General features: G+C 58.4%; 13 protein-coding genes. 4 read left to right on the top strand and 9 right to left on the bottom strand.

The window, feature by feature from the left end; genetic code table 11:
* Positions 1 to 49: 49 nt before the first annotated feature.
* Positions 50 to 1,000, top strand: coding sequence for an N-acetylmuramic acid 6-phosphate etherase (gene murQ / locus H6G07_RS01900; RefSeq protein ID WP_244901895.1), 951 nt, complete (start codon positions 50 to 52; stop codon positions 998 to 1,000).
* On the opposite strand, the gene H6G07_RS01895 is transcribed toward murQ, so the two are convergent.
* On the bottom strand, positions 997 to 1,563 hold the full coding sequence (locus H6G07_RS01895; protein WP_190740676.1) for a pentapeptide repeat-containing protein: 567 nt from the start codon (positions 1,561 to 1,563) through the stop codon (positions 997 to 999). The two genes, murQ and H6G07_RS01895, sit on opposite strands and share 4 nt — an antisense overlap.
* Positions 1,564 to 1,932: 369 nt before the next feature.
* Positions 1,933 to 2,667, bottom strand: coding sequence for a rhomboid family intramembrane serine protease (locus H6G07_RS01890; RefSeq protein ID WP_073606685.1), 735 nt, complete (start codon positions 2,665 to 2,667; stop codon positions 1,933 to 1,935).
* Positions 2,668 to 3,065: 398 nt separating this feature from the next.
* Between H6G07_RS01890 and H6G07_RS01885 the strand changes: the two genes are divergently transcribed.
* Entirely contained in the window at positions 3,066 to 4,550 is a 1,485-nt protein-coding gene (locus H6G07_RS01885) for a hypothetical protein (protein WP_073606686.1), read from the top strand.
* A gap of 16 nt (positions 4,551 to 4,566) precedes the next feature.
* Here the strand turns inward: H6G07_RS01885 and H6G07_RS01880 are convergent, their stop codons facing one another.
* Genes H6G07_RS01880 through mtnA form a run of 4 tightly spaced genes read right to left on the bottom strand, consistent with a single transcriptional unit; the run spans position 4,567 to position 7,302 of the window.
* Entirely contained in the window at positions 4,567 to 5,193 is a 627-nt protein-coding gene (locus tag H6G07_RS01880) for a molybdenum cofactor guanylyltransferase (RefSeq protein WP_073606687.1), read from the bottom strand.
* 12 nt (positions 5,194 to 5,205) lie between these two features.
* Positions 5,206 to 5,430, bottom strand: coding sequence for a DUF167 domain-containing protein (locus H6G07_RS01875; protein ID WP_073606688.1), 225 nt, complete (start codon positions 5,428 to 5,430; stop codon positions 5,206 to 5,208).
* A complete protein-coding gene (locus H6G07_RS01870; protein WP_073606689.1) occupies positions 5,427 to 6,191 on the bottom strand; it encodes a hypothetical protein in 765 nt (254 codons plus the stop codon). Before H6G07_RS01870 ends, H6G07_RS01875 begins: the two co-directional genes overlap by 4 nt.
* 40 nt (positions 6,192 to 6,231) lie before the next feature.
* Entirely contained in the window at positions 6,232 to 7,302 is a 1,071-nt protein-coding gene (mtnA, locus tag H6G07_RS01865; RefSeq protein WP_073607038.1) for an S-methyl-5-thioribose-1-phosphate isomerase, read from the bottom strand.
* Between the two features lie 150 nt (positions 7,303 to 7,452).
* Here mtnA and H6G07_RS01860 point away from each other — a divergent pair, with 150 nt between their 5' ends.
* Positions 7,453 to 8,142 (top strand): SDR family oxidoreductase, encoded by a 690-nt coding sequence (locus tag H6G07_RS01860; protein ID WP_073606690.1) that lies wholly within the window; start codon positions 7,453 to 7,455, stop codon positions 8,140 to 8,142.
* A gap of 74 nt (positions 8,143 to 8,216) precedes the next feature.
* Here the strand turns inward: H6G07_RS01860 and H6G07_RS01855 are convergent, their stop codons facing one another.
* The 3 genes from H6G07_RS01855 to H6G07_RS01845 are packed head-to-tail and all read right to left on the bottom strand — an operon-like array spanning position 8,217 to position 10,517.
* The gene (locus H6G07_RS01855; protein WP_073606691.1) at positions 8,217 to 9,290 is read right to left on the bottom strand and encodes a tocopherol cyclase family protein; all 1,074 of its coding nucleotides are present in this window, start codon (positions 9,288 to 9,290) and stop codon (positions 8,217 to 8,219) included.
* 3 nt (positions 9,291 to 9,293) lie between these two features.
* Complete coding sequence (locus tag H6G07_RS01850; RefSeq protein ID WP_073606692.1) at positions 9,294 to 10,052, bottom strand: M48 family metallopeptidase; 759 nt, start codon at positions 10,050 to 10,052, stop codon at positions 9,294 to 9,296.
* A gap of 21 nt (positions 10,053 to 10,073) precedes the next feature.
* Positions 10,074 to 10,517 (bottom strand): NUDIX hydrolase, encoded by a 444-nt coding sequence (locus tag H6G07_RS01845; RefSeq protein ID WP_073606693.1) that lies wholly within the window; start codon positions 10,515 to 10,517, stop codon positions 10,074 to 10,076.
* A 610-nt stretch (positions 10,518 to 11,127) separates the two neighbouring features.
* On the opposite strand from H6G07_RS01845, the gene psaA reads away from it, so the two are divergent.
* The gene (gene psaA / locus H6G07_RS01840) at positions 11,128 to 13,392 is read left to right on the top strand and encodes a photosystem I core protein PsaA (RefSeq protein WP_073606694.1); all 2,265 of its coding nucleotides are present in this window, start codon (positions 11,128 to 11,130) and stop codon (positions 13,390 to 13,392) included.
* The last annotated feature ends 30 nt before the right edge of the window (positions 13,393 to 13,422 follow it).

The following is a 13,422-nucleotide window of genomic DNA, read 5'->3' as shown; positions in this document are numbered from 1 at the left end:
CACCATCCCTTACATTAGCGGCAGTGTATATGCCTTATGGATGCTGCCTGTGACCGCTGATTTTTCCCTGGCTAACCCCGCAGACCCGACCGATCGCGGTTACTTGCTCACCGAGCAAGCCAATCCCCGCAGCGCCCAGCTCGATCGGCTCAGCGCGCTGGAACTCGTCGATCTATTTAATGGCGAGGATCAACGTACCCTAACCGCGATCGCTGGAGCTAGGGAGGCGCTAGCGGCGGCGATCGATGCTGCTAGCGAGGCGTTGCGCCAGGGGGGGCGACTGTTTTACGTGGGTGCGGGCACTAGCGGTCGTCTGGGGGTGCTCGATGCGGCAGAATGCCCGCCCACCTTTTGCACCCCGCCCGATCTCGTGCAGGGCATCATTGCCGGAGGGGCCGGGGCGCTGGTGAAAAGCTCTGAGGGGCTGGAGGATATTGCCGCAGACGGGGCCGCGGCGATCGCCGAGCGCAATGTGCAGTCCCACGATGTGGTGGTGGGTATTACAGCTGGGGGCACGACGCCCTACGTACAGGGGGCGATCGCTGCCGCGAATGGGCGCGGAGCTACCACGGTGTTTATGGCCTGCGTGCCCGCCGACCAGGTGCCCACCGAGGCCGATATCGACATTCGTCTGCTGGTCGGCCCAGAGCTGCTGGCGGGCTCGACCCGGCTAAAGGCGGGCACCGCCACCAAAATGGCCCTCAACATGCTCTCGACGGGAGTGATGGTGCGTTTGGGCAAGGTCTATGGCAATCGCATGGTCGATGTGGCGGTGACCAATACTAAACTGCGCGATCGCGCCCTACGCATTCTCTGCGACCTGACCGACCTCGATCGCGAGGCTGCCGCCGACCTGCTCGATCGCAGCAACCAGCAAGTCAAACTGGCCCTAATGATGCACCTGGGCAACCTCGACGCCCAGGCCGCAGCCGAGCGCTTAACCCAGCACCGGGGGCAGCTGCGACAGGCTTTGGCCGATCGGCCTGAGGGGAAGGTTTAAACCCTGGAAGATAGTTCGGGGTGAGGCGGTTCGGCTTCGTCCAGCCAAGCGCGATCGAGGCAGGTGCCCTCTAACCGGGTGAACCCTAAGGTCGTACTCCGCAGGTTAGCGCCGGTGAGATCGGCACCGCGTAGGTCAGCACCAGTGAGGTCGGCACCGCGCAAATCGGTGTAACTGAGGTTGGCATGGCGCAGATCAGCGCCGATCAGCGTGCTGTAGTGCAGGGTGGCCAGGCGCAGGTCGCCACAGCGCAGGGTGGCCCCCGTCAGGTTGACCCGGCTGAGTTCAGCTCGAATCAAAACGGCCCGAGCCAGGTCGGCACCGTCTAAATTGGCATCTTCTAGATTGGCGCGCCACAGGTTGCAGCCGCCCAGTTTAGCTCCGGCCAGCATAGCCCCGCTGAGATTGATCGACACCAGGTTGGCCTGGCTCAGGTTGATGCCGGGCAGCTCTAGCCCAGGCATCCAGGCTTCGTGGAAGTCGAGGCGGCTAAAATCGCGGCGACCAGCGGCATACAGGTCTAGCACCTGAGCCATGGTGATGGTGATGGATTGAGCATCCATAGGACTGTTTTTACCCATCAGACAATACTCCAACCGATGCTGCCGCTCAGGGACAGCTGATTTCTCACAGGCTTGCGAATCAAGACCTCATCACGTTGCTAATTGTTACACAATTGTAAACTAATGTAACAACTCCTCATTCCGGTTGCAAGCGCGACAAAAAATACCGACTCCGGCTACAGCATCCGTCGGCAGCTTGAAAGTGGCCAAGGGTTTTGCTCGTCTTAGGCCTGAGGGAAAGATTACAGGGATCCACGGGTAGGGCGCTTCATCCTGAGTCGGTGAACCCTGGGCCAGCGGTTTAAGAAAACTCGTTTTGAGCCAGTTTGCGTGCTGGGGTTCCCAGACTGCTCCCAGTTCGTTTGTGACCTACTCGGCGCTGGGTGTCTCAGCGCCAGCTGCCATAGGACCGGGCTGACTAAATAGACCAAACAGGGGGCCGAGCAGCGCCCCAATGGCAAAGCCGCCCGCGTGAGCCCAGTAGGCGATGCCGCCGCTTTCCATGCCGATCATGGCCGGGGCCCCGAGGCTGGCGAAACCGTAGAAGGCTTGCTGCACAAACCAGATACCCAGGTAAAACAAGGCCGGAATTCTCAGCGGTAGAGGGAACGGCCCTAGGGGCACCAGGGTGAGAATGCGCACCTCTGGAAAGCGGAAAATATAGGCCCCCATGACGCCTGCGATCGCCCCACTCGCCCCCAAAGACGGAATCTCTGAACCCATTGCAAAGAACCACTGGGCCAGGTTGGCCAGCACGCCGCACAGTAGGTAAAACACCAAAAACCGCCCATGCCCCATCTGGTCTTCGACATTGTTGCCAAAGATCCACAGGTAGAGCATGTTGCCGGCCACGTGCAAAAAGCCACCGTGGAGAAACTGGCTGGTGAATATCGTCACCCATTCTTCAGCGTTGGGGGCTGAGACTCCCGTGGTGAAGCTGGTGGACAGCTCGTCGGGCACCAAGGCCCAGCTGTGGAAAAAATCGGTCAGTCCGTAGGCGGGCAGGCTGAGCTCGTAGATAAAAATGGCGATGTTGAGCGCAATCAGCCCGTAGGTGACGTAGGGCGTCCGCTGACCTGGATTATAGTCTTTTAGGGGTACCACCAGTGACCTCGCAAATAGTGCTGGAGACAAAGACACTATTGCAGAGTGTTCAAAAAATGAAAATCTGTCTCTGGTGGGCCTTTGCTTCAGGTTTAGCAGCCTGCTGGCAGCAGAATGAACTCAATATGTGGTGCTCGTGGTCAGCAGCCGTCGTACCTGAGAGCAATCTGGATTTTGAATGCGGGGCTTGAGAAGGCGATCGCTGGCAACTGACATAGCTAGACTTAAGCAAGGTTTAAAACCTGCTCCCCCTTATCCGCTCCGGGACGAAGGCTGGAGCCGAAAAGCCAAGGGGAATGCTGTCTGCTCGGCGACACAATTTTCTACACTGGAATGAGGGGCTGGGGCACAGCACTATTTCCAGGATTCACTATTCGTCACCACGCCCTCAAACAGCCATGACTAAACTCTTCACGTCTCGCGCTGGGCTGGTGGTGTCGCTGTCGTTGGGCACGCTACTCTCCTGCTGCATCGGCTCTCCTGGCCCCCAGGGCATTCCTCAGGCCGGCAACGGCGAAGCGGCGGCAGCGGTGCCCGCTGACCCCTGGCATGGAGCTATTGGTGAAGCCAACCGAGCTAGTCAGCTAGCGGCGACGGCCACTACTGCTGACCAGTGGCAACAGGTGGCTGGAGCCTGGGGGCGATCGCTAACCCTGCTGCAAGCTATCCCCACCGATGACCCCCGCCATGTCTTTAGTCAGCGCCAGGCCCGCGAATATCGGCAAAATTTGCTGCTGGCCTACCAAAAGGCCGAGCTGCAGGGGTTACCCCGCGCTTTTCCGGCCCTGGGCAGCGATGTGCTAGACGAGCAGGTCAGTCTCTACCGGGCCTATGTCGCGGCCCAAGGCCCACCCGATGTGCTGATTGTGGGCAGTTCGCGATCGCTCCAGGGCATTGACCCCCAGGTACTGCAACAGGCGCTGGCGGTAGAGGGCTACCCTGGCCTACGGGTATATAACTTCAGCGTCAACGGGGCCACGGCCCAGGTGGTGAGCTTTGTCATTCGGCAGCTGTTGGCCACCGATCTGCAGCCCCGGCTAATTGTCTGGGCTGAGGGCTCCCGCGCCTTTAACAGCGGTCGGTTTGACCGCACCTTTGCCGAAATTTTGGCGTCTCCAGGCTACGCTGCCGTGCAGCAGGGTGCGAAGTTGACCCTGCCAGCCCAGGCTCCTTCCGCCTCTGCCCTCGAAGATCCCGCCGAGGCGTCTGCTGAAACTGCCGCATCCCCTGAAATCGCTGACAATTCTGAAGCTGAAGTGTCTGAGCCCGTCGTTGAAGCTGGGACTGAGCCCGCTGAAGAATCGACTAAAACCCCCGACGACGCTTCAGAAATGTCCTCTGCCACCGCCGTCGCCAGCTACGGAACCGTACCGCTGACCCCAATCAACTCCCAGGGCTTTTTGGCGATTAACGATCAGTTCAACCCGACGGTATACTACCGCCGCTTTCCTCGGGTGCGCGGTCAGTATGACGATGCTTACCGCGCCTTTCGCCTGGAAGGGGTGCAGACCCAGTCTTTGGCGGCGATGACCCAATTTTTGGAGAGTCAAGGCATTCCATTAGTGTTTGTGAATTTGCCCCTGAGTAACGACTACCTAGACGGGACGCGCACGCGCTACGAGCGCCAGTTTCAGCGGTTTTTGCAGAATTGGGCTAACCAGGGTGCGTTTACCCTCGTGGATCGGTTAGAGGAGTGGCGCTGGCAATCTCACCTGTTTGCTGACCCCAGCCACATCAATCGCTACGGGGCGAGAGAGATGGCTCGACTGCTAGCCGCCGATCGCCGCATTCCCTGGCCCCAAGCCGAGTCCCCCGACGAAGCTAACACCCCAACTGAAACTGAGGCGGAAAGCTCTGACGATTCACCTTCAGGCGGAGAGTGATCACAGAGGGACAGCGCTAAGAATCCCTGGTTTTTTGCCACTCGGCTAGATCGCTGGGCGTGTTGACGTTGGCGAACATGGCCTCATCGATGTTGGGGATGGGCGCGATCGCCTGTTGATTCAGCCATGCTTGCAGCGATCGCCTGCCCGTATTCGCATACTGCTCTAGGGCATCTAGTGCGCTGACCCGATAAAACCCGCACAGCGGTTCCCATCGCTGCTGGCGCTTGGGTAAGTAAGCTAAGTATTGCGGTTCCAGATTGTCCAATTGGTTGCGCCAGGTGGCCAACACCGCCGCCGAAAGATTGGGCATATCGCAGGCTAAGGCCAGCACCCAGGCCGGGGGATCTTCCTGCCTAGCCCGCAGAACGCTTAGGGATGTGATCAGCGCCATCAGCGGCCCATGAAAAGTACCGGCCTGTCTTGGACTTGGGGCTTCTACAATAAAACCGACTGTGTTGGGCAAAGCCGGTCGATAGCGATCGGGCCAGGGAGTAACAACATACACGCCATCGGTACATTGCAGCGCGACCCGACAGGTGCGCTGAATTAGCGTTTCGTCACCAACTGCGATCAGGGCTTTGTCGCGCCCCATCCGAGAGCTGCGGCCCCCCGCCAAAATTACGGCAGCCAGGGAGGTCATCTCATCCAGACCCTACGCATCAATTTCGACTCGCTTAGTGCGGACGGCGTGCCCCGCCTTAATCTGTACCTGAGTTTTAGAAATACCCAATGCCTGGGCCAGCAGGACAACTAGCTCTTGGTTGGCCTTGCCATCCTGCGGCGAGGCTTTGAGGTGGAGGAGCCAGCTGCCGTCGTCGAGACAGATGGCTTTTTGCTGCTTGGCGTTAGGCTTAACCCGCACCGTCACCACCGTCATGCTTTGCCCTGAGTGATAGCACCCCGGGCAACCTTGCGCAGCCGGGCGGCATCGGCCCAAACCAGCCCTTTAAAGAAGTAGATAACCCCAGTGAGCAAGGCCAACACCATATAAAACAGACGAATACCCCATCCGGCCCCGTCAAAAATCATTGAAAACACGCCTGGCTCAATGCCGCTGAAGCGGGTGAGCTCGGAGCGAAACCACTTTTGGTCTTCAACCATGCGCTGTAGCTCCGCGACCGTGGCAGGCAGAATGGGCATGCGGGTCGTTGTCGTGTAGTAGCCCCAAAAGCCCTGGCTGCCGCCTTCGCTAGAGAGGGCCTGGTTGGCCAGCGCCGTGATCTCCTGGCGAGACATGCCTGACTCGGCGGTCAGCTGGCTCAGCCACAGGTGATGCCGCAGCCAGTAGCTGCTAAAAAACACCAGCGGTAGCACTACAACCAACACAATTGACTTAATCGCCACGGGAGTTTTAGCGGCTAGGTGACGCGAGGCTGCCCCCAGCCCAAAGCCCAAAAAAGCAAATAGGATAATGACGCTCAGCTCGACAATTTCGAGGCTTTTAAGCCAGCCGCCCAAAATGGGAATGGGGTGCAAAAATGCTTCCGCTGCCCAGGTAATAAAAAACCGTGCGGCCAATACAGCCGCAGTAACGACAACAACCGTCAGCAAATACCGATATACATTGGCTGAGGGGCGCTGGATGGGCATGGTTAGGAATGACGAAAACAGGGCGGGGGCAATAATGCCCCTAATCATAACGATGATTCAATATCTGGCTTTTGATCGAGAAGAAAAGTTAGTTATCTAGACGGTGCTCGAGCTGGCTGACTTTCTCCAGTTGATGAGAGGCAAAGGCTCCTTTTTCGGTCACGATCGCCGTAATTAAACCAGCCGGGGTGACGTCTGAGGCCGGGTTGTAAAATTCTGCGCCGTTGGGAGAGGTGACGCGATCGCCCATTTGGTAAATCTCCTCAGGAGGGTGCTCTGCGATCGCCATACCCTCCCCGCTGGCGATCGTCAGATCAATGGTCGATATCGAAGCCGCCACCACAAAGGGAATGTTGTGGGCTTTGGCCATTAGGGCCAAGCTGTAGGTGCCGATTTTGCTCAGGGTGTCGCCGTTGGCGGCAATGCGATCGGCCCCGGCCAGCACCCCGTGGATCAGCCCCCGCTGCATGCAGTGGGCGGCCATGCTGTCGGTCACCACCGTCACCGGAATGCCCTCCTGCACACACTCCCAGGCGGTGAGGCGCGAGCCCTGAAAGGTGGGGCGAGTCTCGGCGGCGTAGATGCGCTCTAGACGGCCCGCTTGCCAGAGCGATCGCATGATGCCCAGCGAGGTGCCATAGCCCGATGTGGCCAGCGCCCCGTGGTTGCAGTGGGTTAGCAGGGTCAGCTTTGCCGGATTTTCTGGCAACACCGCCATGCCGTGGTCGCCGATGGCGTGGCACAGGCTAAAGTCCTCAGCCTGCATGGCCTGGGCTTCAGCCAAGAGCTGACCCCTAACCACCTCAATGGCCTCGCTGGAGTGGTGGGCCACCGCCAGCATTCTATCCACCGCCCACTGGAGGTGGGCCTTGTCGGGCCGGGTCTGCTTAAACTGGTCGCCGATCGCCTCCAGCCGTTCCCAAAAGGCGATCGGGTCGTCGGTGTGAATTTCGGTCGCCCCCAGATACAAGCCGTAGGCGGCGGCAAGCCCCAGGGCCGAACCGCCCTGGACAATGCCAGAGCGGAGCGATCGCACCACATCGTCGCAGCGGCGAATGGTGACAATGTTGTAGCGCTCCGGCAGCTGCCGCTGGTCAATCAATACCAGATGGTCATCCTGCCAAACTACCGGGTAAACGTGGGTATCGCTAGGGGCCATCATCACGGTTTCGCAGAAATAATAGGGGGCAGCCGCTCATCCAATGACATTTAGTATGGAGGTTTCTCAGCCCCTGTCAATGCTGCCCAGCCCAACCCTCGCTTGCATCCACAGACATTGACCCCAATTCTCTACTTCGGACTGAATCCTATGGCTACGTATTTAATCACTGGCGCAAATCGCGGCATCGGCTACGAATATTGTCGGCAGCTTCAGCAGGGGGGCGATCGCGTCGCGTCCCCGGAGGAGAATCGCGTCATTGCCGTCTGCCGCCAGCCCTCCGATGAACTGAAATCCCTAGACATTCAGGTGGAAACCGGCATTGACCTCACCGACGAGGCCGCCGTCGCCGATTTGGCTCAGCGGCTCAATGGCATCGCCATCGACGTGCTGATCAACAACGCTGGTATGGCCGAGCGCGTCACGCTGGAGAATCTGGATTTTGACAGCCTGCGGCGGCAGTTTGAGGTGAATGCGATCGCCCCGCTGCGGCTGACGGCGGCACTGCTGCCCAATCTAAGCACCGGGTCAAAGGTGGCGATCATGACTAGCCGCATGGGGTCGATCGCTGACAATACCTCCGGCGGCTCCTACGGCTATCGCATGTCAAAGGTGGCTCTGTCGATGGCCGGTAAGTCGTTGGCCCACGACCTCAAACCCAGGGGCATCGCCGTAGCCATTTTGCACCCCGGCTTGGTGCAGACCCGCATGACCGGGTTTACCCCCAGCGGCATTACCCCAGAAGCCTCGGTCAAGGGACTGCTGGCCCGCATCGACGCGCTAACGCTGGAGAATTCCGGCACCTTCTGGCACTCGAATGGAGACGTGTTGCCCTGGTAGCGAAAAATTCTGCTGACTCTATATCTATATTAGAGCGGTGTATTTCAGCATTAGAGCGGTGTATTTCAGCGCCATTACTCCTTAATCCAGGGCTCATTCCAGGGGCCACCGCCGACTTCTAAGCCAGCTTGGGTGCTGGTGGCGGCGATCACTAGATCCAGTCCGCTACCCCGCCGCTGCCAGAGCTTGAGGCTGAGGTCACCCAGGGCGGTGTCGCGACAGCAGAAGGCCATACCCTCGTGGGTGGGTGCCCGCAGCAGAATGCCGGGGAGAGCAGTGGTGCCAGTCACTTCAACCGCGTAATCAGGGCGCTCGCACCGCATGTGCCAAGAGCCCCAGGGGGTGATGTGCCACGTGACGCGGGCATTCCAGGGCACAAATTCGTAAAATTTGCCGCCGTGGTGAACCCCCACCATCGCCACCGACTCCATCCAGGTCAGCACTTGGCGGCGACCGCCCCCAGCCGTGAGGGCCAGATCGGGCACCCCCTCAAACGCATTGCAGTTGAGCCAAAACCACTTCTGCGGAAACGATCGCCCCCAATTTTTCTCGCTGTAGGTCGGAGCCTTGGCAAAGTTATACCGCTGCCCCTGCCACTCAATCCACCCTGTAGCCTGGCCGTGGGCCATGAGAATCTGCCAGCCCGGCTCAAAAATTTGCAGGCTAGAGAGCAGCCCAGCGGTGGACTGCTGCGGCTGCCCGGTGCTCCCCCAGCCATAGACCGGCTCGGTGTGATACTCCCACGCCACAGACCCCATTACCGGATCGTTCAAATAACCCCGGTGCCAGGTCGCCGTCACCTGGTAGCCCTCCGGTACCTGATCCTTAAACTCGGATGACGATAGCAGCCGAGGCCGGATGCTGGTTTCTCCTCGCCAGTGCCCCAGCCCCAAGCCTTCAGTCCAGGCCCAAAACTGCCCTACATCGGGAAAGGTGCGAGAAAAGTAGCCGTCATCTGGGCCTAAAATTTGCGCCGTACCGCCGCTATGGGGCTGACCCCCAACCGGATCCTCAATGGAATACATGAAGGCAAAGGTCTGGCGACTTTCCGGCAGCGTCAGGCGAAAGTACCAGCCCTCAAAGAATCGGTTATCTTTGCCATCCCAGTGGTAGCCGCTGTGGGGAGTTTGAAGGGGGTGGAGGGGCATAGATTATTCTTCAACCCAGCGGGGAACATACTGCCAGCCATCCCGGATTTCGTCGCGAAACTGCTGATGTCCTGGCTGCTTTTCTTCCACCAGCTGCCAAAAGGCGGCGGAATGGTTCATGTGCACTGTGTGGCACAGCTCGTGAACAAAGACATAGTGCACCAGCTCCGGAGGCAAAAACAGCAGCTTGTAGTTAAGGCTGATGTCTTTGTTGCTAGAGCAGCTGGCCCAGCGGGTCTTTTGTCCGCGTATGGAGACGCGGCTAAAGGGCAGGTTGATCACAAAACTCAGCTCTCGCAGCCAGGGGGCAAATTCGGCGCGGGCCTTGCGGCTCAGCCACTGGCGCAGCAGATCGGCGCAGGCGGCGCTGTTGTCTACAGCGCCGCGCAGCAAGAGGGTGTGGGGGCCGCTCTGGGTCATAGCCAGGGTGCGGGTAGTGGCGGGCTGGTATTGGATCTGCCAGGTTTGGTGGCGCGATCGCACCTCGATCTGCCCCGGCTTCTCCTCAAAGTGGTCGTCGGTCAGCCCAGCGGTTTGGTGGGCCAGGCGCTGGCGCGATCGCCACAGCCAGTCGCGCCGCCGATGCAATAGCTCAGGCACCTGGCGCTGGTCAAACCCTAGGGGCACCACGACTTCTACCTGGCCATTGAGATGCACTTTGATCGAAACATGGCGGGCGCGATCGCTCTCCCGAATGCGGTAGTCGGGCAGCGCCGCCGTCTCAGGCGAGAAAAGCTCTAGCTGTTCAGACGAGTCAGCCATGGGCGGCAGGAACACACTATTTTAAATAGCCTGTTCTATCCTACGGTGCTCTAGAAAAGACAGCAAAATTAGCTGGTGCGGTGGCCCCAGCGGGCGCTCCCCACGGGCGCGAGCTGAGAACCGCTGACCCCGGTGAATATCGTCAACGCTCCACAGCCCCAAGTCCAACCCTTCGCTCAGCACCAGCTGCTCCACCGGCACCACCAGCGGCCCGTGGTAGACATGGCGCACCACAGTTTCATCCTCCACTTGCTCAAATAGCGATAGCTGAGGCGCGATGTAGCCGATTTCTTCCTCTAATTCTCGGTACACCGCCGCGTCAGGGTCTTCGCCCGGCTCAAGGTGGCCGCCAAAGAAGGCCCAATGGCCGGGCCAGGCAATGGTAGGAATATCGTCGCGCAGCTGAAGCAGGAAGCGATCGTCTTGGTAAAGGATGGCGATCGCCACCTCAGGTTTAGCTGTCATAGGGAGCATCACTCACTCTATTCATTACTCCTTATACATACAGGTCATTCAAACCCTCATTCCGCGTCATCATTCATGCTCTACCGGCCTGATCCACGTCCTTCGTAGTAAGCTGACGCACCAAATGTAACGCTGTACTTAACACTATTGATGTCGAAATAACTATTTCTAGTCATGGGGATGCCTCCTGATTGGTCACACCACCAGATACATCGCCAGTACTTAGGATTTCGGAAACTCTAAGGTCTCTGCAACTTGCTAAAAATCAAGCGTTGGGCAGCAATAATTAACATTAGTTAATAAAAAGAGGGTGCGATCGCCAATTTGGAGGTATCAACCCGCGCATTTATTGAGTTTTGTTAATAGAACCCTGATTCAGAGATCAATTTTGTGATCAGAGCAATTCTGGAAGCCTCATGAATCAAGGGCTTTCGCAGATTGAATTATTGTAAACCTCGGTCAAAAAGCGTCAAATCGCGAGACTATAATGCTCAAGAGCAATCACCGCCTAAGTATCGGTTGTGCCTGTGAGCTATGGCTCACTTGGGTATAGTTCGACCTAAAGCGATTGATTCTCCATTTGCTTTTGTCTAGAGAGAGGAGAGTCTCCATGACAACTACCCCGCGGGAGCGGGAGGCGAAAGCCAAGGTCATCGTAGATAAGGATCCAGTACCTACTTCCTTCGAGAAGTGGGGTAAGCCGGGTCACTTTGATCGGACCTTAGCTAAGGGCCCCAAAACCACCACTTGGATTTGGAACCTTCACGCCGACGCTCACGATTTCGATAGTCATACCAGTGATTTAGAAGACATTTCGCGCAAAATCTTTAGTGCGCACTTCGGTCACCTAGCCGTCGTCTTTATCTGGCTTAGCGGCATGTATTTCCATGGCGCTAAGTTCTCAAACTTCGAAGCCTGGATGACCAACCCCACGGGCATCAAGCCCAGCGCCCAGGTCGTTTGGCCGATCTTCGGTCAAGAGATTCTCAATGGCGACGTGGGTGGTGGTTTCCACGGTATTCAAATTACCTCTGGCCTATTCCAGATGTGGCGGGCCGCTGGCATCACCAACGGTTTCCAGCTCTACGTCACCGCCATTGGTGCGTTAGTCATGGCAGCTCTGATGCTGTTTGCTGGCTGGTTCCACTACCACAAGCGAGCGCCCAAGCTCGAGTGGTTCCAAAACGTGGAATCGATGATGAACCACCACCTGGCGGGTCTCCTCGGTCTGGGCTGCCTCAGCTGGGCCGGTCACCAAATCCACGTGGCGCTGCCCATTAACAAAATGCTGGATGCTGGTGTGGCCGTGCAGGATATTCCCCTGCCCCACCAGTTCATCTTGAATAAGAGTCTGATGGCTGACCTGTACCCCAGCTTTGCTGAGGGTCTGAAGCCTTTCTTCACCCTCAACTGGGGTGTCTATTCCGACTTCCTCACCTTCAAGGGCGGTTTGAACCCTGTGACCGGCGGCCTTTGGCTGTCGGATACCGCTCACCACCACCTGGCGCTAGCCGTGCTCTTCATTGTTGCGGGCCACATGTACCGCACCAACTGGGGCATCGGCCACAGCATGAAGGAGATCCTAGAGGGCCACAAGGGCGATCCTCTACTATTTGGTGGCAAGGGCCACGATGGCCTGTACGAGAACCTGACCACCTCCTGGCACGCCCAGCTGGCGGTTAACCTGGCCATCCTAGGTTCCCTCACCATCATCGTGGCGCAGCACATGTACGCCATGCCTCCCTATCCGTACATCGCGACGGATTACCCCACTCAGCTGTCGCTGTTTACCCACCATATGTGGATTGGCGCCTTCTTGATTGTGGGTGCTGGTGCCCACGCGTCCATCTTTATGGTTCGTGACTACGATCCGGCAGTGAACATGGACAACGCGCTCGATCGCATGCTGCGCTCCCGCGATGCCATTATTTCTCACCTCAACTGGGTGTGTATTTTCCTCGGCTTCCACAGCTTTGGTCTATACATCCACAACGACACCATGCGAGCCCTGGGCCGTCCCCAGGACATGTTCTCTGACACCGCCATTAAGCTGCAACCGGTCTTTGCCCAGTGGGTACAAGGCTTCCACGCAGCGGCAGCAGGGGCCACCGCTCCTAACGCCATGGCCAGCGTCAGCCCCGTGTTCGGCGGCGATGTCGTTGCTGTGGCTGGCAAGGTGGCGATGATGCCCATGACCCTCGGCACTGCCGACTTCATGGTGCACCACATCCACGCCTTCACCATCCACGTGACTGCGCTGATTCTGCTGAAGGGTGTCTTATTCGCCCGCAGCTCTCGACTGATTCCCGACAAAGGCGACCTGGGTTTCCGGTTCCCCTGCGACGGTCCCGGTCGGGGCGGCACCTGTCAGGTTTCCGGTTGGGACCACGTGTTCCTGGGCCTGTTCTGGATGTACAACTCCATCTCGATTGTGATTTTCCACTTTAGCTGGAAGATGCAATCCGACATTTGGGGCACAGTGAGCCCCGATGGCACGGTGAGTCACATCACCGGCGGCAACTTTGCCCAAAGTGCGATCACCATCAACGGCTGGCTGCGCGACTTCCTGTGGGCGCAAGCCTCTCAGGTAATCGGCTCCTACGGTTCGGCGCTGTCGGCCTACGGTTTGCTGTTCTTGGGTGCTCACTTTGTGTGGGCCTTTAGCCTGATGTTCCTGTTCAGTGGCCGTGGCTACTGGCAAGAGCTGATTGAGTCCATTGTCTGGGCTCACAGCAAGCTGAAGCTGGCTCCTGCTATTCAGCCTCGCGCTCTGAGCATCACTCAGGGTCGAGCAGTGGGTGTGGCCCACTACCTCCTTGGGGGTATTGCCACTACCTGGGCCTTCTTCCTGGCTCGAATTATCGCGGTGGGCTAGGTTTCTCGTCATGGAATCTCCTGGGGGCGC

Origin of the sequence: Phormidium tenue FACHB-1052 (assembly GCF_014696675.1) — a bacterium.
GTDB classification, from domain to species: domain Bacteria; phylum Cyanobacteriota; class Cyanobacteriia; order Phormidesmidales; family Phormidesmidaceae; genus Nodosilinea; species Nodosilinea tenuis_A.
This window is presented reverse-complemented; position numbering and strand designations above follow the sequence as displayed.